Genomic DNA, 21,656 nt, shown 5'->3' on the forward strand with positions numbered 1-21,656 from the left:
CCGGTTAACGAAGACGACGAACTCGCCTTGGAGCCTCCAGGCCGAACGGACACGCCGCGCGCGATGTTCGACAAGCTTGGCGTTTCCCCTCGTTACGGGGCACGAGTGGACGGCAATCCAAGCAGGATGCCCGTCAACTAGGGTGGTACCACGGGAATTCACGCTCTCGTCCCTAGCGATTACGCTAGAGGCGGGAGCTTTTTTGTTTGCATTTGAACTTAAAGGGAGTTAATCGACATGTCACACGAACACGGCCAAGGCTATCAACCGCAAAAAATCGAACCGAAATGGCAGAAATTCTGGGACGAGAACAAATCGTTCCGCACGACGGAAGACGCGGACAAACCGAAGTTTTACGCGCTCGATATGTTTCCGTATCCATCCGGCGCAGGATTGCACGTCGGTCACCCGGAAGGCTATACCGCCACGGACATAGTGAGCCGCTTCAAAAGAATGAAAGGCTTTAACGTGCTGCACCCGATGGGCTGGGACGCTTTCGGATTGCCGGCGGAACAATACGCGCTGCAGACGGGTCGCCATCCGCGCGAGATTACGGTGGAGAATATCGACAATTTCCGCCGCCAAATCAAATCGCTCGGGTTCTCCTACGATTGGGACCGCGAATTCAGCACGACGGACCCGGATTATTATAAGTGGACGCAGTGGATTTTTATTCAGTTGTATAAAAAGGGTCTCGCGTACGTCGCGGAAGTTCCGGTGAACTGGTGTCCGGCGCTTGGCACCGTGCTCGCGAACGAAGAAGTCATCGACGGATTGAGCGAACGCGGCGGACATCCGGTCATCCGCAAGCCGATGCGCCAGTGGATGCTGAAAATTACCGAATACGCGGAAAGGCTGCTCGAAGACTTAGAAGAGCTGGATTGGTCGGAAAGCATTAAAGACATGCAGCGCAACTGGATCGGCAAATCGACAGGAGCGGAAGTTACGTTCGCGATCGAAGGGCACGACGCTTCGCTGACCGTGTTCACGACCCGTCCGGATACTTTGTTCGGAGCGACGTATTGCGTGCTTGCTCCGGAGCACGAATTGGTTGCGATGATCGTTTCGGCCGACCAGAAAGTTGCCGTCGAAGCTTATATCGAACAAGCGGCTCGCAAGAGCGACCTCGAGCGCACCGATCTGGCTAAGGATAAGAGCGGCGTGTTTACAGGGGCATACGCGATCAATCCGGTGAATGGCGGCAAGGTGCCGATCTGGATCGCCGATTACGTGCTCGGCGGATACGGCACGGGCGCAATTATGGCCGTTCCGGGCCACGACGAGCGTGACTGGGAGTTCGCGAAGAAGTTCGGTCTGCCGATCATCGAGGTTGTTGCGGGCGGCGACGTCGCGGAAGCGGCTTATACCGGCGACGGCAAACTGGTGAATTCCGATTTCTTGAACGGAATGAACACGTCGGAAGCGATCGCCGCGATGATCGCGCGCCTCGAGCAAGAAGGCAAAGGAAAGGGCAAAGTGACGTACCGTCTGCGCGATTGGCTGTTCAGCCGCCAGCGCTATTGGGGCGAGCCGATCCCGGTACTGCACTACGAGGACGGCACGATGGATACGATTCCGGAAGAGGATCTTCCGCTCCTGCTGCCGGATGTAGACGCGATTCAGCCTTCCGGCACCGGCGAATCCCCGCTGGCCAACGTGACGGAATGGGTGAACGTGGTCGATCCTCGCAACGGTCGCAAAGCTCGTCGCGAGACGAACACGATGCCGCAATGGGCGGGCAGTTGCTGGTACTACTTGCGTTTTATCGATCCGAAGAACGACAAGGAAATTTGCTCGCCGGAGAAGCAGCGCGAATGGTTGCCGGTCGATCTGTACATCGGCGGAGCCGAGCACGCGGTTCTTCACTTGCTGTACGCTCGTTTCTGGCATAAGGTGCTCTACGATCTCGGCGTCGTAAATACGAAAGAACCGTTCCATAAGCTCGTAAACCAAGGCATGATTCTCGGTATGAACAACGAGAAAATGTCCAAATCGCGCGGCAACGTCATCAACCCGGACGACATCGTCGGAGAGTTCGGGGCGGATACGTTGCGGATGTACGAGATGTTCATGGGTCCGTTAGAAGCGACGAAGCCTTGGAACACGAACGGGGTAGAAGGCGTATTCCGCTTCCTGGCCCGCGTATGGCGCTTGTTTGTCGACGAGAACGGCAACCTGAACGGCAAAATCCAGGACGTTCCGGGAGATGATTCCTTCCGCCGCGTTTGGCATAAGAGCATCAAGAAAATCGGCGAGGACTACGAAGGCCTGCGTTTCAATACGGCCATCAGTCAAATGATGATCTTCGTCAACGAAGCTTACAAGACCGAAGTTCTGCCGAAACAAGCGATGGAGCATTTCGTTCAGATGCTGTCCCCGATCGCGCCGCACATCGCGGAAGAGCTGTGGGAGAAGCTTGGCCATTCTGAATCCGTCACGTACGCGCAATGGCCACAATACGATGTGTCGCTCACGGTGGATGCCGAGGTCGAGATCGTTGTGCAAGTGAACGGCAAGATTGCCGAACGGCTGAAAATCGCTGCCGACTTGGACGAGGCGGGCATGCAAGCTCAAGCACTCGAATCCGCGAAAGTGCAGGAGCTTATTGATGGCAAAACCGTCCGCAAAGTGATCGCCGTCAAAGGCAAACTCGTCAACATCGTCGCCAATTAAATGATTTAACGCAGCGCGAAGCACGCGCCGCTTGCCTCCGTCTTCCGGGACGGGGCGAGCGGTGTTTTTTTGTTTTTTCGGAGGAGGGCGGACGTCTTAATGGAATCACAAAAACGATAAATTTTTGGGAGGATTCTTCATGTTTGAACAAGCGTTCGAAAAGTTTTTGAGCGACCAGCGGGAAGGGGCTTCGGGCAGGAGATTGGAGATGCTGAGTATGGACTTGACCGGCACGAAGAAACTGCTCGAAGTTGTCGTTTGGCCGATTCTGCGATCGTTCGAGGGAATCGTCTTAGAGTACGAGGTGGCGAACGCATCCGGGGTGACCATCTATATCGATGCTTTCTATGTACCATTATCCGCGGCATTGGAGTGCGAAGGCTTCGCTTCGCATGCGGAGAAAGTTACCCGCAGTCGGTTCGATTTCGAAAGGACGCGGGTTCGGACGCTAGGGACGAGGGGAATCATCCATATGCCTTTCACGAAGGACCAATTGGACAAGCAACCCGAGCTTTGCCGGCAGTCTATGTATGAATTGATGGGAAAACATTCGAGCATCGCGGGTGCTAGGGGGATGAGGGAGTTGTCCGTGTTCGAGAGAGAAGTCATCCGGTTTGGGTTGCACTTGCACCGGCCGTTGCGTCTTGAAGACGTGAAATATTGTCTGCAATGCAAATATGACTTGGCCAAGAAGACGCTGACGCAGCACATGTTGAAGGGAGTGATCGCTCCAGTCGGATCCGGTTCGAAGAGGTATCACGAATATCGTCTTTTAGAACAAGCGGGAGAACTTCTCGCGAAAGTGTATTAGTCCGGCGAAACGAGTTAGATCGTGCGAGATGGTGGTGTGAGCTCGTGTAGTCCGGCGAAACCGAGTTAGAACGTACGGAAAAGGGGGTGCGAGCGCATGTAGTCCGGCGAAACCGAGTTAGAACGTGCGAAAAGGGGTGCGAGCGCATGTAGTCCGGCGAAACCGAGTTAGATCGTGCGAGATGGTGGTGTGAGCGCGTGTAGTTTGGCGAAACCGAGTTAGAACGTGCGAGATGGTGGTGTGAGCGCGCGTAGTCCGGCGAAACCGAGTTAGAACGTGCGAAATGGGTGCGAGCGCATGTAGTCCGGCGAAACCGAGTTAGAACGTGCGAAAAGGGGTGCGAGCGTGTGTATGCTAGGTACATTCACGTGGGAAGAGAGATGAGTCGACGCGGTCGACGTCTTCGGCGAACTTCTCGTGGGTCGTGTATAACACCTGCAGGAAGGCGCCGCGTGTCGATCTGCGCAACGTTGCGAGAGCGGCAGCGGTAATTCCGCCAGGAACGGAAACTTTGGCTTGCAGTTCCTCGGGCGTGCAAGGGAGCTCCAGCATGAGACGGGCGGTGCCGAGCATCATTTCGCAAGCAAGAGAGGTGGCCTTCGCGCGATCCATGCCGACGGACATCACCGCAGCATCGATAAACTGCTCAAGCAGGCTCGCCATGAAAGCTGGTCCGCAGCTGGACAAGTCCGACGCGACGCGAACTTCATCTTCCTGTATGTCGATCGGTCGGCTGATCGCGGAGAACAAGTCCCGTAAGCCTTTTCGGTCATCATCCGTCAAGCGATCGCCCCACATCATAAGCGAGGCCCCTCCGCCGATGGCGTTAACGACGCTGGGGATGATTTTGGCGATTTTGCAGGGTATGAGTTCTTCCAGAGACGAGAGCTTAACGGGGCTCGTAATCGAGATTACGATCTGTTCGGGAGTTAGAACAGGCGCAATATCGTCCAGCACTCGTCTAAAGTCCATTGGTTTAACGCACAAAAACAAATAATCCGCGTCTGTGGCCGTCTCTTTGTTCGAATCGGCGATATGCAGACGGGGATACTGCTCTTTCAAAACGGATAGCTTGGAAGGCGTTCGAGAACTGATGACGATGTCGTCCGGCTGCATCGCACCGGCGCGTACGAATGCTCCCACGAGTAAGCTGCCCATACTACCTGCACCGATGAAGCCGATTTTCATCCGCATTCCCTCCCAAGACGTATGTTTACATCCCATTCTATGAATAAAAGCTTGGACGTCATGAATCTTTTTTTCATCATGGCTTGCCGTCGCAGTCGTTTTCTCGTATATATATGCAAATTTAAGAATGGAGGATACTGCAATGATGAAAACAACTATACGGAAACCCCTCATCGCCGTATTGTTTATGACCGGCGTCGCGCTTCTCGTTTACGCCTTGTTCCTCGGATCGACGAAAAACCCAATCACCGAATGGAAGCCGGTTAACGAACCATTGAAAGCGGCTGTCGAAAGATTGTCCGAGCCCGTTAAACGCGAACAAGCCGCCGACACAGATCGCAAGCCGGATTTGCTCGCGGCAGCGAGCGGGAACGAGCCGAGCGCACCTGAAACCGAACCTGCAGAAAGCGTCGGTCCCAGCACGGAAGTTATCAAGGATCCTCCCGTACCTTCGGCGGATTCCTCCGGAAGCTTGATCGATCTCAATCGAGCGACACAATCGGAGCTGGAGACTTTGCCCGGCATCGGTCCATCCAAAGCGAAAGCGATCATAGCTTACCGCGAGAAAATAAACGGCTTCCGTCAAATCGATCAACTCAGGGACGTTAAGGGGATCGGCCCCAAAGTATATGAAAGAATATCCGGCCTCGTCCGAATCTCGCAGAAATAAAAACAAACCCCGCTTTACATTCGCAATAATTATGAGAAAATAAGGAGGAAAACTAATACTTTAGGAGGCTAACTGAATGAGCAATGAATCCTATTCGTTGGAAACATTAGCGGTTCATGCCGGACAACAAATCGATCCTGCGACGATGTCCCGCGCTGTTCCAATTTATCAAACGACTTCTTACGGTTTTCGCGATACCGACCACGCTGCCGACTTGTTCGCGTTGAAAGAATTCGGCAATATTTATACTCGGATCATGAACCCGACCTCGGACGTGTTCGAGCAACGCGTTGCCGCTCTGGAAGGAGGCGCAGCCGCTCTTGCAGTCGCTTCCGGACAATCCGCGATTACATATTCTATTTTTAATATCGCTGGAGCAGGGGACGAAATCGTATCCTCGGCGAGCCTCTACGGCGGAACTTACAACCTTTTTGCGATTACCCTGCCCAAATTGGGCATTAAAGTACACTTCGTAGATCCGTCCGATCCGGAAAATTTCCGTGCGGCGATTACGCCGAAGACAAAAGCGGTATTCGCGGAAACGATCGGCAATCCAAGGGGCGATATTCTTGATATTGCCGCTGTAGCCGCGATTGCGCACGAAAACGGTATTCCGTTGATCATCGACAGCACGTTCACGACTCCTATGCTTTGCCGTCCGCTCGATCACGGCGCGGACATCGTGCTTCATTCGGCGACGAAGTTCATCGGCGGACATGGAACGTCCATCGGCGGAATCGTCGTCGACGGCGGCAAATTCGACTGGAAGGCGAGCGGCAAGTTCCCAGGCCTTACTGAGCCGGATCCGAGCTACCACGGCGTAGTCTATACGGATGCGGTAGGTCCGATCGCTTATATTATTAAAATGCGGGTTCAACTGCTTCGTGACATGGGAGCGGCGATCTCGCCGTTTAACTCGTTCTTGCTTCTGCAAGGATTGGAGACGCTGCATCTGCGCATGGAACGCCACAGCAGCAACGCGCTTGCGGTTGCACGTTTCCTCGAATCCCATTCGGCGGTCGAGTGGGTAAGCTATGCGGGTCTGGAAAGCCACCCGTCTTACGAGCTCGCTCAACGTTACTTGCCGAACGGCCAAGGCGCGATTCTGACTTTCGGCATTAAAGGCGGAGTGGAAGCCGGGAAGAAAGTCATTAATGCTGTCAAGCTGTTCTCGCATTTGGCGAATGTCGGCGATTCCAAGTCGCTGATTATTCATCCTGCGAGCACGACGCACCAGCAACTCAGCGAAGATGAGCAAATCGCAGCCGGCGTTCAGCCGGGTATGATCCGTTTGTCGATCGGCACGGAAGGCATCAAAGATATTATTCAGGATCTGGAGCAGGCGCTTACGGCCAGCCAGCGGTAATACCGGCATTCGCCGGGCGGAGGTGTGAAAGATGGCAGCCCTGCGCAAGGACTGGGATACGTATTTTATGGATATAGCGTTCATGGTTTCGACTCGCTCCCGTTGTCCGCGGCGGCACGTTGGAACCGTGCTCGTGCAGGGGAAAAAACTGCTCGGCACGGCATACAACGGCGCTCCGATGGGCGTTCAGGATTGTTCCGAGGCGGGGTGCATGATCGTCGAGGAATACGAACCCGCTCCGGCGGGAACCTCAGCGGCGGCCATGGTCAAGAAGCAACGGTGCATTCGGACGATACACGCCGAGCAGAACCTGCTGCTTTTTACGGACCGCGTGGATCGCGAAGGCTCGGTCGTATACGTCACTGACCAACCGTGCTGGACGTGCGCGAATATGCTCGCGAACAGCGGAATATCGGAAATCGTGTACTACCGGCCTTATCCGAAAGACTACGATAAAGTAGCCGCGCTTATGGAGCAAAGGGGCTTGATTTTTCGCAAGCTCGAGTATTACGCTCCTCCGCCGGATACGGAGGTTCAAGACGGATCTTAGCTTGAGCATGACCCATAGAAACAGCTTGAAGAGGAAGCACCTCTTCGCCGAGCATCGACACTCGGCGGAGAGGGCTTTTTTTTTGTGATAAGGAGGAACCGACGATGAACCGGAGACCGCTGGTCGCTGTTGCTTGCAGTTTTATTGCCGGGACCGCGGTATTCCCGCTGTGCCCTGGAAAGGAAGCGTTCGTGGCGCTCGCCTCTTTGCTTATTCTTCTGTTTGCTTGCGCGATAGCCGGAATCGTTACCCCAAAGCTTGTACTGGTTTGTGGCACGGCGTTGCTGCTGGCTTATGGGGAAAGGGCGTGGCAAGATAGGGATCGTTATTCCGATCTGGAGATCTCGCTTGCCGAGAGCGGAATCGAAGCCGAACTGCACGGCCGTATATCGTCGGCCATCGAAGTGGACGGGGATTTGGTTTCCTTTATGCTGAAGGCGGATAAGATCCGATTGGCTTCCGACGATCACGACTCCCCGATGACCGATACGGTTGTCGTCAGAATCAGACTGAGCAAACAGTCCGACCAGGAGGTCGCCGGGAGATGGAGAAGAGGCGACGGCTTTCTCGCGAAAGGTACATTAGAATTGCCGGGGGAAGCGGGCAACTTCGGCGCGTTCGACTATCGAAGTTATCTGATAAAACAAGGAATTTATTGGCAGTTGTCGGTCAAAGGGCTTGGTTCCGTTAACGACGAGAAGAAACCCGTTCCTCTGTCGATGCAGCCTTTGCGCTTTTTCGATGATGCTCGGAATACGATAGGCGCTTTGATGGACCGCTTGTTTCCTGGCGGAGATTCGGGTTATATGAAAGGTCTGGTGATCGGCATTCGTTCCGATCTCGATCCCGCACAGTATGACAGCTTTGCCCGTATTGGAATGACGCATGTGCTGGCGATATCCGGGCTGCACGTGGGCGTCGTCGTTTATTTGTTGCTGCAAGTGGGAGCTTGGATCAGGCTGACGAGGGAACGTTCGCTAGATATTACGATCGCTATGATGCCGGTCTATATGATGATTACGGGAGCTTCCCCGTCGGTCGTTCGGGCTTGCCTGATGGCGATGATCGCGCTTTGGCTGGCTCGCAAACAGGCGCTGAAAGACGGGCTTCATTTGCTGTTCGCGGCGGCCATGGCGATGCTCATCTGGAACCCGACGTTGATCGAGGAAATCGCCTTTCAACTGTCTTTTCTCGTTACGTTGGGGTTGATCTTGTTTGTACCGACCGTAAGCGAGTGGCTGCCGTTTCGGTGGAAACGGCTGAACGGCGCCTTAGCCGTTACGGTCACCGCGCAAGCCGTGTCCTTTCCGGTCACCGTATATTACTTCCATTCAATGCATTTGCTATCGTTGCCTGCCAATTTCCTTCTCGTACCGTTCATTAGCATGATCGTGATGCCTCTGGGCATGGCTGCCGTCGCTTTGGGGGCGATCTGGCTTCCTCTTGGGATCGTTCCGGCCAAGCTTGCGACGCTGGGCAATCGATTAACTTTCGCGGTCGTCGATTGGCTGAATGGTTTCGTGGACTTTCGGACGATTTGGCCACAACCGCCGTTAATTTGGGTCGTCTGCGCATATGCGCTCATGGGCGTCGGACTGGTGGGAGCCCGAAGATTGCTGGCTCGCCGACAAGAGCGAGCGTGGTGGATCAAACAGGCGGAGGAACAAGTGGCGCGCGATTCGGGAGGAGGGTCTACTGCGCCGTTATACCCGCTGGGCCTGCCGGATATCCGCCAGAATCGGCTGAAATCGTATGGGCTGCGAGCCGCATTCGGTCTGGCGTGCGCATGCTGGCTGTTATGGGGTTACCGGCCGGCCTGGGCGGATCAAACGGCGACGGTATCTTTCATTAACGTGGGGCAAGGCGATAGCATTTTGATTCGGACGGGACAAGGAAAATATATATTGGTAGATGCCGGTGGGACGATCGGTTTCCGCAAGCCCGGGGATGAGTGGAAAGAAAGGAGGTCCCCTTACGAAGTAGGGCACAAGCTGCTCGTGCCGCTGTTGTTGAAAAGAGGGGTGAGAGAGATCGACGCGCTTGTGCTCACTCATTTGGATGAGGACCATATCGGAGGCGCCCGAGCGGTATTGGATCATATTCCAGTACGGGCGCTCCTGTTCAATGGGACGGTCAAAACTTCACCCGGCGCGTTAGCTGTACTTAACAAGGCAACCGATAAACAAATCCCCGCCTATAGCGTCCATGCTCCGATGGAATGGACTGTCGATCGGTCGGCGCATATCCGGGCGTTGTATCCGCTCTCGACGCACTCAGATTCCGAAGCGGACGCTATTGAGCGACAGGACGACCAGAACGCGAGCAGCGTCGTATTGCACGTTACGCTGTACGGCAGGAATTTTCTGCTTCCCGGGGACCTGGAAGCGAAAGGAGAACGAGAGATCGTAGATATCGAATACGAGCAAGGCCACAATGCGATGCAAGGGACGATCGACGTGCTCAAAGCCGGTCATCACGGCAGCAAAACCTCGTCGACCGGCTTATGGGTCAGCTATTGGCTGCCGACGGAAACGGTCATTTCCGTCGGTAAGAACAATTTCTACGGGCATCCGAACATGGATGTGCTCCAACGTCTGGAGGTTGCGGGAAGCCGAGTATGGCGAACCGATCTCGACGGAGAAGTGCAATACCGCATCCATCCGGGAGGAGCGATGGAGCGTAGAGTGCTGCGCCAATGAACGGGGAACGGGGGCTCTCGCACCTCAAGCCGAGCTAGTCAGCGGGAGCGTATCGGATGTTCGCCGCAATCGCGAGAAGAAGCGGACGAATCTGATCCGTTTTAAGAGCTGTCTTCCAACAGCGCCAACACGTCTTCGTGTTTCTTGTATTGGTAAGCGATCGTTCGATCCGGGAAATAAGCCGTGAAAACGCGTCGCTTTGCGTCGAAAACGACGGAACCCGGATTGCCCGACAATAGCGTTTCGTTCAGGTCGACGAACTGGATTCGATCGCCGTCTTTTTTGTAAATTTGCGTGTTGCTAATCGTGGACGCTTCCGACGCGACGACTTCCGGAGTCCCGTCCTCGTCAAGATCGATTTCCTCGGCGAACGCCTGCAGTCGAAAATCGCTGACCGGCACGCCGGGGACGGAGTCTTCGAAGCGAAACCAAACGTTCATCACGCAGTTCGCTCCGCACGGGCCGTAAGCGCGAAGATGGAATTGGCCGAATAAGTTGCTTTTGAAGATTTCGACGTCGTTGAGGTACGGAAGCTCTCCGATCTGACCGATCTCGTATATCTCCCTGTCGGAGCCGCCGCCTGGGGCGACCATCCCAATGTAAAGTTCGGATTCTCCTTCATTCTTGACGTACACGACGAAGTTCAGCAAATCGTCCATCCCGTCGGCTTCGATCGTACGTTTGACTACGACCGATGTTCTCTCGATGCGCTTCGCCTCAATGCGGCTAACCTCTGCAGGGGGCTTACCCGGCGAGCTCTCGACATCTTCGTAGTTGAGCCGAATTTCTTTGGCGGCGATTGGAGGGGGCGTCTCCGAAGGCTGCTTGCTTTCGGTCGGGACAGGGGGCGGGGTCTCCGTGCGCGGAACATCGGTTCCGGCGGGCGCTTGCGGTTGCTGGTGCGTCTGGTCCGGAATTGCGATCACGATCGCGGCGATGCAGAATACGATCGCCAATGCGGCGGCGAGACGGATTCCGTGCCGTGTATTCGCACGTCTGCGCAATCTGCCTTTAGCGGCCTCGTAACAATTCGGCTTCGGTTTTTTCATTTTAAATCCCATCCCTTTGATATCGCTCGAGCTCCGTCGAGTCGACGGAGTGCACATGTTTTAAATATTCAGACTCCACAGGCTCACCTCCAACCTATTAGACAGTGTATAATAGTATTCGGTTCCGTATATCCAACATAAAACATTGTTCCTATTCGAATTATTTTGCTAGACTTATAGGGAAAAGCATTTATTTACCAAAAAATTCCCACGGGGGGAATGCAACCTTTTATCGGACATCGGCGTCTGAGAGGGTGCAGGAGAGGAGGATCTTCTGTGGTGGAGCCGGCTCTGATCAAAGCCGCACAAGCGGGCGACCGGGAAGCTCTCGTTACGCTACTCCGCGAAATCGAGAATCAAGTCTATCGGACCGCATACTATTTGCTGAATAACGAACAGGATGCGCTTGATGCGTCCCAGGACGCGTTAATCCGGATATATACAAAAATCGGGTCCTATGAGGAAAAAGCTCAATTTCGCACTTGGGTGCAGCGAATCGTCACGAACATTTGTATCGATAAATTTCGTCGCAAGAAATCTTCCGTGTCCATCGAGGAACACGAAATGGTCTTCGAAGCGGGAGATAATGTAGAGACGGAAGTTCTTTCCGCGTACGCCGCGGAGGAAATACGCGAGGCCATCGGTAAGCTTCCCGAGCATCATCGTACCGTTGTCGTTCTCCGTTATTTGCAGGATTTCTCGTACAATGAAATTGCCGACTCTTTGAACTTGCCGCTGAACACCGTAAAGTCTTACTTATTTAGAGCCCGGCAGCAATTGCAAATTCTACTTCAAGATTATCAGAAAGGTGGTGTCCGGGGATGAATTGCCAAGAGGTGATGGAACTCATGCAGCGTTACGTTGATGGCGATTTGGACGAACAAGAAACATCGCTCATGATGGATCATACCGGTCAATGCCCTGACTGCGCCGCCATGTTAGTGAGATTGCAGAAGCTGTCGAGCGAGCTCGAACAGTTGCCGCGAGTCGTGCCGAAGTTCAGCATCGTGGATTCGATCATGCCGGAATTGGAACGCCTTCACATCGAAGCGACGGACGAGGGGCAAGAAACATCGGGGAGCCGCGATGCGTCGCCGGCGCCGATCAGGTCGAACCGCCCTTCACGCCATTTATTCGGCAAAGTAGCGGGAACGGTCGCCGCCGGCGTCATCGCCGGACTGTTGCTGTTCGGCCATCCGGATCAATGGCTGCTGAGCGGGAGCAAGGGCAGCAACGACGCGTCTGCACCTAGTCTTGCTGCGGCTCCGGCCAAGAATGAAAGCTCTTCGCTGATGTCGAAGCGATCGTCCGAACTCGATATGTCTGATCAGTCCGGAGGCACGGGGGAAACCGGTTCGGCCTCGAATGCCGATTCTGGCAATTCGATAGCTGGAGCGATGGGAATCGCGCCCGAAGCAAACCCTTCATCCGTGGAACGTCCGACGCTCACTACCGGGGACGAATCGAAAATCTCCGGATTCACGGTTGCGTCCGAGCAAGCGGAATCTCCGGACGGCAAGTGGAGCGCGGTCGCGGGAGAAGAAGCTCAAACGTTCAAGATCGTCAAAATCGAAGACGGCAGTGTAATCTACTCTTCCCAACCGTTAGAAGGGACGATCGGTTCGCTGGAATGGAACGACACGAGCACGATTCTCTATTATACGGTCACGGATGCGCAAGGGAATCAAACCAACTGGCAATTCGATCTGGCGGCTTCTAAGGAATCGAAACGTTAAATTTGCAACTCCTCGGTCACCTTTTTGCGCGGGATGCGTATAGTGTACGGATGGAGTTGACGATAGTCTGCGGACCCTCGTCACGCTCGTTCGCGCCGGTACCATGGCCCGGCCGGCGAACGTTGATATAGATGTCCGAGAACAAAGGGATCGCGCCTTGTATAAAGGTGTGATCTCTTTGTCGTTTGTTGTACAATGGGGGGAGATCAAGAGTAGGGAGCGGCGCAATGGATGCCAAGAAGGCTTTTCGATTGATAAAGCAAGACCAGGTCTCGCCGATTTTCGTATGTTACGGGACCGAGTCCTATCTGATGAATGAATTTATCGAGCGTATGCTGGAGCAGCTCGTACAGCCCGAACATAAGGAGATGGCGATCGTCCGTTTCGATACGGGGGAGACACCGCTCGACACGATCATTGATGAAGCGGAGACGCTGCCTTTTCTCGTTCCGAGCAAAATCGTCCTCGTGCGGGACAACGTTCTGTTCGCGGCAGGAAAAGATTCTTCGCGGATCGAACACCGCCCCGAGAGATTGCTTGCGTACATGGAGCAACCGATGGATACGACCGTCCTCGTCTTTATCGTATCGCATGAAAAACTCGATGAGCGCAAAAAGATCGTAAAAACAGCCAAAGCCAAAGATGCCGTTGTTTCCTTCGGTCCGTTGCAGCCGGACGAGCTGCTTCGCTGGTTGCTGAAGCGAGCGTCAAATCAAGAGCGTTCCTTGGGAACCGAGACGGCCGAAGAATTGATTCGGCGGGTAGGTACCGATATGCATGCGCTCGCAGCGGAGACGGATAAACTTTGCTTACATGCGGGGCAAGGGGGAACGGTAACGCTGGATGCGGTAAAAACCCTCGTGCCGATGGCGACGGAGCAGAACGTATTTAAGCTGACGGAGGAATTGGCCGCGCTTCGCACGAGAGAGGCCATAACTCTCTACTACGACCTGCTGAAGCAACGGGAAGAGCCGATCAAGCTGCTCGCGTTGCTCGTCCGCCAATTCCGCAATATGCTTTACGTCAAAGAGCTGGGTAACCAAGGTTATTCGCCGCAGCAAATGGCCTCCCAACTCGGTTTGCATCCGTACGCGGTGAAAATTACGGGCGAGCAGGCCCGGAAATTCAGCCAAGAGAGGCTCGCGGTACTGCTGAATGAGCTAGCGGAACTCGATTACGCGATGAAGACTGGACGAGTCGAAAAAGCGCTCGGACTCGAACTGTTCTTGTTGAAGACAGGGTCCGGTAGCGCCGGCTAAACGAAAGTCATAAATCAATGCCAAAAGAGCCATCCTACAGCAGGGAATCCTGCAGAGGATGGCTCTTTAATAGCTGCCGCTTTTAAGGGCGGCAAGCCGCATATGCATCAGGCGCAGCCTTAAGCTTGCGCGGACAATGCGTTGAGTTTTTTGGCCAGACGGGACTTTTTGCGAGCAGCCGCATTTTTGTGAATGAGACCTTTGGTCGCTGCTTTGTCCAGTTTTTTCTGAGCCGCGCCGTAAGCTGTTTTAGCAGCGTTTACGTCCGTTCCTACGACCGCTACGTCAGCTTGTTTAACGGCTGTACGAAGAGCGGATTTAGCCGAAGCATTGCGCAGACGGCGAGCTTCGTTCGTTTTGGTACGTTTAATGGCGGATTTGATGTTTGGCATTCTTTTCACCTCCAGAACATACAGAAGTATTTCTCCACACAACTTGTAACATTCTATCATGCAAGGGGGTAAAAAGCAAGCAGGATCCCATCTCTAATCCGCATACGAAAGGGGCTTATTCCATCAGATGGACAAAGATTTATCGCTGTACGACGTACGCACGGATTTGGCTCTTGAGGCGAGAGAGCTTGCCGTAAGAGGGCAGCCGTCCGCAGACATTCCCGGGGTCTGGTCCGAGACCGATAGCCGCGAGGGGATTACCGTCACCAGAATGGAGATTCAAACCGACCAAGCCGCCAGACAGATTGGTAAAATGATCGGGCATTATGTCACGCTGGAAGTGCCGGATATGAGGCAAGGCGATACGACGCTGCAGGATCAAGTGGCGACGACGTTCGCGAAAGAATTCGAGGCGTTCCTGAAGCGGATCGGAATAACCGCGAAGAGCAGCGTTCTGATCGTCGGCCTCGGCAATTCGAACGTCACCCCCGACGCGTTAGGTCCGATCGTCATCGACAACATCATGGTGACGAGACATTTCTTCGAATTGATGCCTGACCAGGTCAGTCCGGGTTATCGTCCGGTCAGCGCCGTAGCTCCGGGGGTGCTCGGCACGACAGGCATCGAATCAAGCGATATCGTGCAAGGGATCGTCGATAAAGCCAAGCCGGAATTGATTATCGCGATCGACGCGCTTGCCGCCAAGTCGCTTGAAAGGGTGAATACGACGATCCAGATCGCGGATACGGGTATTCATCCGGGTTCTGGCATCGGCAATAAGCGCAAAGGCTTGACGAAAGACATTCTCGGCGTGCCTTGTATCGGGATCGGCGTTCCGACCGTCGTGTACGCTTCGACCATCGTGAACAATACGATGGATCTCGTATTCGAACATATGAAACGGCACACGGATAATACCGACCCGCTGTTCGGCGTCTTCGGCAAAATGGACGAGACGGAACGGCTGCAGTTAGTGAAAGAGGTTCTTAATCCACTCGGTCACGATCTTCTCGTCACGCCCAAGGAAATCGACAAATTTATCGAGGACATCGCCAACGTCATCGCTAGCGGCCTGAACGCCGCGCTTCATGAAGCCGTCGATAAGGATAACGTCGCCGCATACACGCATTAGCTTTACCGATCATGGAATGAAGGGTTTTCCCGGCTTGCGAGAGCCGGGCAGCCGCGCTCGCGACTCTATTAACCTCTGATTTCGCGGTTCTATCATTTTGGATTCTCTCATATGATAGGATACCGCAGAAAACAGAGAAGGCGCCTCGTTAGCTGATGGCTCCGGGAGGTAGAGGAATGAAACGTGGCTTCGTAACGCGCGATTGGGCATTTGCGCGGGCAAAATGGCGTCGGATGCTGATTACCGGCCGCGCTTTTTTCGCTTTAAGCGTATGCTCCATGCTGTTGTTCGTCATACTGGGATTGGGGGGGATGGTTCAGAAGTCTTTGGCCGCTTCCCCCGTGCAATCTATGAAAGGATGGGCAGCGTCGTTATCCGGGCATTTTTTTCAATCGCTCTTAAGCATGGAGCTTCCGCAGATGGAGGCACCCGCTGATTCCCCGCTGCAAACCGGCCGGATGGCCGCCTTCTTGCTGCGATTCATGACCGATATTAACGCTAACGATCCCAAAAGTTTGCTAGCTTTGGAGATGCCGGGCATGGACCGGGATCATTCCGTGCTGCTTCGTCCGGGAACCGGGGAACCGGAAGCGCCGGAAGACCGCAGCCCGTTAGAAGACTCCGGACAGACATTGCCGCCCGATGAAGATCAGATCGGAACGCCCGAAACGGCTTCGCCTGAGCCTCCCGCCCGCGACGACCGGAAGCCTGGTATCGAAGAAACTCGTTCGACGGGGAATCGCAAGGTCGCGTTTATCTACCATTCGCATAATCGCGAATCCTTTTATCCGGAGCTAAGTCCGGACAGCAAAGGCGCCGACTCCGGCAAGGTGAATGTAACTCTGGTCGGCAAACGGCTAGCGGACAAGCTGGAGGAGCTCGGTGTCGGTGCAAGCCATTCTTCTAAAGATTACGCGGCAACCATCGAAAGCTATAATTACAATTTTTCGTACAAATATTCATTGCAAACGGTTCGTCAGGCGCTGGCCGCGAATAAGGAACTGAAGTATTTCTTCGACATTCACCGCGATTCCCAGCGACGCAAAAAAACGACCGCTTCGATCAATGGCAAAGATTACGCGCAAGTGTATTTCATCATCGGGCACCGGAACCCGGATTGGCGCGAGAACGAAGCATTCGCCAATCAAATTCACGAACAGCTGGAGAAAACCTATCCGGGTCTGTCGCGAGGGGTATGGGGAAAGACGGCCGCGAACGGAAACGGGGAATACAACCAATCGGTCGCTCCGGACAGCGTGCTGATCGAGATCGGCGGCGTCGACAATACGCTCGAAGAATGTTACCGGACGGCCGACGTGTTGGCGAAAGTCATCGCGGAATTGTACTGGGACAGAGAGAAGACGGTTAAAGCGGATATCTCTGTCAAATAAAAGGAGGGAAGCATAATGCGCCGGGATACCTTTAAGTTACTCATCATGGCCTTGATTCTGGGTTTTGCGGTTCTATACGGAATGGAACTGTCTTCGCGAGGAATCGAGAACGTGAAAGGCCCGTGGGAAACGCAGGACCCTTCGCTCGGAAGATCCTCTTCCTCCTCGGAGGAAGATTGGACGCTGCCCCCGACCGGGAAAAAGACCGATCCGTCTTCGGTTAAGAAGCGTTTTCCGGCGGCCGGCGAAGAGAGTCCGTTCGGAGAGGACTCCGAGCAATTCGGCATTCCCCGCAATGACCGCGAGCCAATCGTCGACCGAGTGTCCGGCAAAACGGCCGAAGTGCTGCACGATCTGTCACGCGGCGGAATTCGTTTTGTCGTATCGCTGTTCGATAAAGTGCTGGGGTAACGGCAACGCCTCCCGCGTAGCATTCGGGCTTGACGTTGTACGTTGGCTGGCTTATGATAATCGCATCACGTTTGTAAGGGGAAATTTTGATGTTGGTATTGGTTCTGAACTGAATTATTCAATAGGCCGCGAATAAGCAAGGACGAGAAACCTTATCGGTTAAGGTTTATTTCCTTTCGAATTCGTCGCGGCTGGGATAACCAGTGAAGAACCGGTCAAGACCGCCCCTTCGTAACGAAGATCATCGGGGAGATCAGCCGTGCTCATCAGGGTACGGCTTTTTTGCGCAATTAAACCGGCATACGCCGACTTCTTGCGCTATTCCTCGACGACACTCACGACAGGCTGCGAGCTTGCGCCGATGGCGCACGTTCTTGCGGCCTGTTTTTTATTTTCTGCATCGAAAAACAAGGAGGTATTAGCTCATGAGAAACCATTCGCTTCAGAAACTGGAATTTCATCGAATCGTCGAACTGCTTACGGGATACGCTTCGACTTATTTGGGAAGAAGGCTAATCGAGAGGCTTGAACCTAATCTCGACAGGGAAGCTGTTCGCCGGAGATTGGAAGAAACGGAGGAAGCTTGCCGTTTGCTCGCAAAGGGCGGACATCCGCCGCTTCCATCGTTAGAGGGCATGGAAACACTAATGCCGCTGCTCGGGACGGGATACGTCATGGCAGAGCAGGACTTCGGCTTTTTGGCCCAATTCTCACGCAGCTGCGAACAATTGAGGCAGTATATGGCGGCTAAAAGATCGGATTCCCCGACGGTCGCGGGATACGGCATGGCCATGTTCGATTTGAAGCCTTTACGTGAAGCGATCGAAGCTTGCATCGACAGGGGACGGATCATCGATACGGCCAGCTCCGACTTGCACAAGCTCCGTAAAAAAATCCGCGCTGCGGAAGAGAAACTGCAGAAAAAGCTGGAAGGTCTAATGTCCAGGCATGCGGATATTTTACAGGAGCGGATCGTCAGCCAGCGGGGAGGGAGATACGTTCTTCCAGTGAAGAAAGAGTACCGCAAGCGGGTTCCGGGTACGGTGTTGGACGAATCGTCGAGCGGCCAGACCGTGTTCGTCGAGCCGTCCGAATTGGCCGGTTTGCAGATGGATCTGAACGAGCTGCGACTGGAGGAAAATCGGGAGGAAACGTTGATTTTGGCTCGTCTCACGGGAGAGGCGGAATCTTATGCCGATGAATTGTCCATTAATCTCGAAGCGGTCGGCCATTACGATTTTTTGTTCGCCAAAGCCAAATGGGGACTGGCGATCGGAGGCATCGCGCCTAAGCTGAACGATGACCGGACGATCGATCTTCGGGAAGCCAGACACCCGCTTCTTGCGGGCAACCCCGTGCCTTTGAACATACGGGTAGGAGGCGAATACAGAGCACTGCTTATTACGGGACCGAACACGGGCGGCAAGACGGTCGCGCTGAAGACGGCCGGACTGCTGACCTTGATGGCGCAATCCGGATTGCTCATTCCGGCGGCCGAAGGCAGCAGCCTATGCGTGTTCAGCTCCGTGGAAGCCGACATCGGGGACGGTCAAAGCCTGGATTCGTCGCTCAGCACGTTTTCCTCTCATTTGCGTAACGTTATCGATATTTTGGGCAGCGTTGGCCCGTCCGCCCTCGTATTGCTTGACGAACTGGCGACGGGCACCGATCCCGGGGAAGGCGTCGGCCTATCCATAGCCGTGCTGGAGGAGCTTTATCGGCGAGGCTGCGTCGTGATGGCGACGACCCATTTTAACGAAATCAAAGAATACGCCCGGGTGACGAAAGGTTTCCGCAACGCAAGGATGGCGTTTGACGAGGAGACGCTAAGCCCGCTCTATCGTCTTGACATGGGGGAAGCGGGAAACAGCTACGCGTTCGTCATCGCGGCGAAGTTAGGCATTCCGGGCAATATCATCGAAAGAGCGCGCTCGATTGCCGATGGTTTGAAAACGGGCCGTGGGGAAATTACGTTGCCGGGGTCAGAAGAGAGGTCGGGGCAAACTTCGAGTCCCAATATAAGGCGTGATGCTCACCGAAATGCCGCAAAGAGCTCTAAGCCAGACGCGAAGAGTGACGAACCCGCGGTAAAGTGGACGGTCGGGGACGTCGTATTTATCCCCCATCTGCGCAAGCCGGGCGTTATCTATCGCTTGCCGGACGAGCGGGGCAACATGATTGTGCAGGTGCGGAAAGAAAAGATAAAGCTGAACCATAAGCGGGTGCGCAAATATATCGACAAAAAACATCTGTATCCCGGAGATAACTACGATCTGGACATCGTGTTCGATACGGTGGAAAACCGCAAAAATCGCCGTTTGATGGGTAAGCGTCACGTAGAGGGAATGACGATCGAAAATCCGTCGGAGGAATAAGCGACTAGCCCGCCGCAACCGTTTTAAGATAAGGATCATTGATGCGGCGGGGATACGTTGTTATAATGAAGTGATTGTCATTTGACGCAAGGAACCGGCTGGAGGTACTTATTGGAATGGCACAACTTTCAATTAAACAAAGCCACATTCGCAATTTTTGCATTATCGCGCATATCGACCATGGCAAGTCGACACTGGCCGATCGCATTTTGGAATATTCGGGAGCGCTGACTTCCCGGGAGATGCAGGCCCAGGTTCTCGACTCGATGGACCTCGAACGCGAGCGCGGCATTACGATCAAGCTTACGGCGGTACGCCTGTTATACAAGGCTGATGACGGCGAGACGTATTTGCTTCATCTGATCGATACGCCGGGACACGTCGACTTTACGTACGAAGTATCCCGAAGCCTTGCCGCCTGCGAAGGAGCGTTGCTCGTCGTCGATGCTGCGCAAGGGATCGAAGCGCAAACATTGGCCAACGTCTATCTGGCGCTCGAGAATAACCTGGAGATCGTTCCCGTCATCAACAAGATCGATTTGCCAAGCGCGGAACCCGAGCGGGTGAAGCAGGAAATCGAGGACGTCATCGGGCTCGACGCCAGCGACGCGGTACTGGCTTCCGCGAAGAACGGCATCGGGATCAAAGAAATTCTGGAGGACGTCGTCAAGAAAATCCCGCCTCCGCAAGGCGATCGAGACAAACCGCTTAAAGCGCTCATCTTCGATTCCCATTACGATGCGTACAAGGGAGTCGTCTGTTACATTCGCGTCATCGACGGCACGATCCGTGCGGGTACGCGGATGAAGTTCATGGCCACGGGCGCGAATTTCGAAGTCGTCGAAGTCGGGACGTTCATGCCCCGCGCGACGGCCGTCGACGAGTTGGGACCGGGCGATGTCGGGTTCGTCAGCGCGTCGATCAAGAACGTGAAGGACACTCGTGTCGGGGATACGATTACCGATATGAGAAACCCGACGGCGGAACCCCTACCGGGTTATCGTAACATCAACCCGATGGTATTCTGCGGTCTGTACCCGATCGATTCGACGGACTACAATGACTTGCGCGACGCGCTCGAGAAGCTCGAACTGAACGACGCTGCGCTTCGCTACGAGCCGGAATCGTCTCAGGCGCTTGGATTCGGCTACCGTTGCGGTTTTCTCGGCATGCTTCATATGGAGATTATTCAGGAGAGAATCGAGCGCGAATTCAACATTCCGCTGATTACGACTGCACCTAGCGTTATTTACAAGGTCACGCAGACGAACGGCGAAGTGTTGGAAATTTCCAATCCGGCGGATTATCCGGACTCGAGCAAGATCGACTTCGTGGAAGAACCGTTCGTGCTGGCATCGATCATCGTACCGAACGATTTCGTCGGCGCGATTATGGAACTATGCCAAGGCAAACGCGGCGAGTTCATCGACATGCAGTACTTGGATACGAACCGCGTCACGTTGAAATATAACGTTCCGCTCGCGGAGATTGTGTACGATTTCTTCGATCAGTTGAAGTCGAGCACGAAAGGTTACGCTTCGTTCGACTACGAGCTGACCGGTTATCGCCAATCCGCGCTCGTTAAAATGGATATTTTGCTGAATGCCGAGAAGGTTGACGCGCTTTCCTTTATCGTCCATAGGGACAGAGCCTATAATCGCGGCCGCGTCATCTGCGAGAAGCTGAAGGATTTGATTCCGCGCCAGATGTTCGAGGTTCCGATCCAGGCGGCGGTCGGCCAGAAGATCGTCTCCCGCGAGACGATCAAAGCAATGCGCAAGAACGTACTCGCGAAATGTTACGGCGGGGACATCTCGCGGAAACGGAAGCTGCTCGACAAGCAGAAGGAAGGCAAGAAACGGATGAAGCAGGTCGGCAACGTAGAAGTGCCGCAAGAAGCGTTCATGGCCGTGCTGAAGCTGGACGAAGATTAAAAAGCAGGTTCCTGCCATAC

17 protein-coding genes and 1 other annotated feature (1 of these 18 only partly in view) are annotated in these 21,656 nt (G+C 54.3%); of the genes, 14 read left to right on the forward strand and 3 right to left on the reverse strand.

Annotation, left to right across the window (positions count from 1 at the left end; all coding sequences use genetic code 11):
- Positions 1-177 (forward strand) — a binding site (T-box leader) (it extends 66 nt beyond the left edge of the window).
- Positions 178-237: 60 nt separating this feature from the next.
- Both leuS and FPZ45_RS10705 read left to right on the forward strand, forming a co-directional pair.
- Complete coding sequence (gene leuS, locus FPZ45_RS10700) at positions 238-2,673, forward strand: leucine--tRNA ligase (protein ID WP_144701099.1); 2,436 nt, start codon at positions 238-240, stop codon at positions 2,671-2,673.
- Between the two features lie 139 nt (positions 2,674-2,812).
- On the forward strand, positions 2,813-3,484 hold the full coding sequence (locus tag FPZ45_RS10705; protein ID WP_144701101.1) for a hypothetical protein: 672 nt from the start codon (positions 2,813-2,815) through the stop codon (positions 3,482-3,484).
- Between the two features lie 354 nt (positions 3,485-3,838).
- Here the strand turns inward: FPZ45_RS10705 and comER are convergent, their stop codons facing one another.
- Positions 3,839-4,672: a late competence protein ComER gene (comER, locus tag FPZ45_RS10710; RefSeq protein ID WP_144701103.1), complete on the reverse strand. Its 834-nt coding sequence runs from the start codon at positions 4,670-4,672 to the stop codon at positions 3,839-3,841.
- Between the two features lie 142 nt (positions 4,673-4,814).
- Between comER and FPZ45_RS10715 the strand changes: the two genes are divergently transcribed.
- The 4 genes from FPZ45_RS10715 to FPZ45_RS10730 all read left to right on the forward strand — a co-directional run bounded on the left by FPZ45_RS10715 (position 4,815) and on the right by FPZ45_RS10730 (position 9,957).
- Positions 4,815-5,342, forward strand: coding sequence for a ComEA family DNA-binding protein (locus tag FPZ45_RS10715; RefSeq protein WP_186438342.1), 528 nt, complete (start codon positions 4,815-4,817; stop codon positions 5,340-5,342).
- Between the two features lie 76 nt (positions 5,343-5,418).
- On the forward strand, positions 5,419-6,708 hold the full coding sequence (locus FPZ45_RS10720; RefSeq protein ID WP_144701107.1) for a homocysteine synthase: 1,290 nt from the start codon (positions 5,419-5,421) through the stop codon (positions 6,706-6,708).
- A 31-nt stretch (positions 6,709-6,739) separates the two neighbouring features.
- The gene (locus tag FPZ45_RS10725) at positions 6,740-7,258 is read left to right on the forward strand and encodes a deoxycytidylate deaminase (RefSeq protein ID WP_144701109.1); all 519 of its coding nucleotides are present in this window, start codon (positions 6,740-6,742) and stop codon (positions 7,256-7,258) included.
- Positions 7,259-7,362: 104 nt separating this feature from the next.
- On the forward strand, positions 7,363-9,957 hold the full coding sequence (locus FPZ45_RS10730; RefSeq protein ID WP_144701112.1) for a DNA internalization-related competence protein ComEC/Rec2: 2,595 nt from the start codon (positions 7,363-7,365) through the stop codon (positions 9,955-9,957).
- A gap of 101 nt (positions 9,958-10,058) precedes the next feature.
- Here FPZ45_RS10730 and FPZ45_RS10735 read toward each other — a convergent pair whose 3' ends face one another.
- Positions 10,059-11,006, reverse strand: coding sequence for a hypothetical protein (locus tag FPZ45_RS10735; RefSeq protein WP_144701114.1), 948 nt, complete (start codon positions 11,004-11,006; stop codon positions 10,059-10,061).
- A gap of 276 nt (positions 11,007-11,282) precedes the next feature.
- Between FPZ45_RS10735 and FPZ45_RS10740 the strand changes: the two genes are divergently transcribed.
- The 3 genes from FPZ45_RS10740 (at position 11,283) to holA (ending at position 14,001) form a co-directional block, all read left to right on the forward strand.
- Positions 11,283-11,831, forward strand: a complete 549-nt coding sequence (locus FPZ45_RS10740; RefSeq protein WP_144701116.1) for an RNA polymerase sigma factor — start codon at positions 11,283-11,285, stop codon at positions 11,829-11,831.
- Positions 11,828-12,742 (forward strand): anti-sigma factor family protein, encoded by a 915-nt coding sequence (locus FPZ45_RS10745; RefSeq protein WP_144701118.1) that lies wholly within the window; start codon positions 11,828-11,830, stop codon positions 12,740-12,742. Before FPZ45_RS10740 ends, FPZ45_RS10745 begins: the two co-directional genes overlap by 4 nt.
- Before the next feature lie 251 nt (positions 12,743-12,993).
- Positions 12,994-14,001, forward strand: coding sequence for a DNA polymerase III subunit delta (gene holA / locus FPZ45_RS10750; RefSeq protein WP_342780039.1), 1,008 nt, complete (start codon positions 12,994-12,996; stop codon positions 13,999-14,001).
- Between the two features lie 119 nt (positions 14,002-14,120).
- Here holA and rpsT read toward each other — a convergent pair whose 3' ends face one another.
- On the reverse strand, positions 14,121-14,393 hold the full coding sequence (gene rpsT, locus FPZ45_RS10755) for a 30S ribosomal protein S20 (protein WP_144701121.1): 273 nt from the start codon (positions 14,391-14,393) through the stop codon (positions 14,121-14,123).
- A 127-nt stretch (positions 14,394-14,520) separates the two neighbouring features.
- On the opposite strand from rpsT, the gene gpr reads away from it, so the two are divergent.
- From gpr to lepA, 5 genes are all read left to right on the forward strand, one after another.
- Positions 14,521-15,525, forward strand: coding sequence for a GPR endopeptidase (gpr, locus tag FPZ45_RS10760; protein ID WP_144701123.1), 1,005 nt, complete (start codon positions 14,521-14,523; stop codon positions 15,523-15,525).
- A gap of 176 nt (positions 15,526-15,701) precedes the next feature.
- Entirely contained in the window at positions 15,702-16,916 is a 1,215-nt protein-coding gene (locus FPZ45_RS10765) for a stage II sporulation protein P (protein ID WP_144701125.1), read from the forward strand.
- A 15-nt stretch (positions 16,917-16,931) separates the two neighbouring features.
- Positions 16,932-17,327 (forward strand): DUF3679 domain-containing protein, encoded by a 396-nt coding sequence (locus FPZ45_RS10770; protein ID WP_144701127.1) that lies wholly within the window; start codon positions 16,932-16,934, stop codon positions 17,325-17,327.
- A 425-nt stretch (positions 17,328-17,752) separates the two neighbouring features.
- Positions 17,753-19,702 carry an endonuclease MutS2 gene (locus FPZ45_RS10775; RefSeq protein WP_144701129.1) on the forward strand — a complete coding sequence of 650 codons (1,950 nt, stop codon included), beginning with the start codon at positions 17,753-17,755 and terminating at the stop codon, positions 19,700-19,702.
- 116 nt (positions 19,703-19,818) lie between these two features.
- The gene (gene lepA / locus FPZ45_RS10780) at positions 19,819-21,636 is read left to right on the forward strand and encodes a translation elongation factor 4 (protein WP_144701131.1); all 1,818 of its coding nucleotides are present in this window, start codon (positions 19,819-19,821) and stop codon (positions 21,634-21,636) included.
- Positions 21,637-21,656: the final 20 nt, after the last annotated feature.

Origin of the sequence: Cohnella terricola, from assembly GCF_007786475.1 — a bacterium.
Lineage (GTDB): Bacteria > Bacillota > Bacilli > Paenibacillales > Paenibacillaceae > Cohnella > Cohnella terricola.

Bases quoted from the DNA above. Each gene is read 5' to 3' on its own strand.
- comER (WP_144701103.1), bottom strand. From the start codon at position 4,672: ATGAAAATCGGCTTCATCGGTGCAGGTAGTATGGGCAGCTTACTCGTG.
- rpsT (WP_144701121.1), bottom strand. From the start codon at position 14,393: ATGCCAAACATCAAATCCGCCATTAAACGTACCAAAACGAACGAAGCT.
- FPZ45_RS10775 (WP_144701129.1), top strand. From the start codon at position 17,753: ATGAGAAACCATTCGCTTCAGAAACTGGAATTTCATCGAATCGTCGAA.
- FPZ45_RS10770 (WP_144701127.1), top strand. From the start codon at position 16,932: ATGCGCCGGGATACCTTTAAGTTACTCATCATGGCCTTGATTCTGGGT.
- gpr (WP_144701123.1), top strand. From the start codon at position 14,521: ATGGACAAAGATTTATCGCTGTACGACGTACGCACGGATTTGGCTCTT.
- FPZ45_RS10715 (WP_186438342.1), top strand. From the start codon at position 4,815: ATGATGAAAACAACTATACGGAAACCCCTCATCGCCGTATTGTTTATG.
- FPZ45_RS10725 (WP_144701109.1), top strand. From the start codon at position 6,740: ATGGCAGCCCTGCGCAAGGACTGGGATACGTATTTTATGGATATAGCG.
- leuS (WP_144701099.1), top strand. From the start codon at position 238: ATGTCACACGAACACGGCCAAGGCTATCAACCGCAAAAAATCGAACCG.
- FPZ45_RS10765 (WP_144701125.1), top strand. From the start codon at position 15,702: ATGAAACGTGGCTTCGTAACGCGCGATTGGGCATTTGCGCGGGCAAAA.
- lepA (WP_144701131.1), top strand. From the start codon at position 19,819: ATGGCACAACTTTCAATTAAACAAAGCCACATTCGCAATTTTTGCATT.
- FPZ45_RS10745 (WP_144701118.1), top strand. From the start codon at position 11,828: ATGAATTGCCAAGAGGTGATGGAACTCATGCAGCGTTACGTTGATGGC.
- FPZ45_RS10730 (WP_144701112.1), top strand. From the start codon at position 7,363: ATGAACCGGAGACCGCTGGTCGCTGTTGCTTGCAGTTTTATTGCCGGG.
- FPZ45_RS10735 (WP_144701114.1), bottom strand. From the start codon at position 11,006: ATGAAAAAACCGAAGCCGAATTGTTACGAGGCCGCTAAAGGCAGATTG.
- FPZ45_RS10720 (WP_144701107.1), top strand. From the start codon at position 5,419: ATGAGCAATGAATCCTATTCGTTGGAAACATTAGCGGTTCATGCCGGA.
- FPZ45_RS10705 (WP_144701101.1), top strand. From the start codon at position 2,813: ATGTTTGAACAAGCGTTCGAAAAGTTTTTGAGCGACCAGCGGGAAGGG.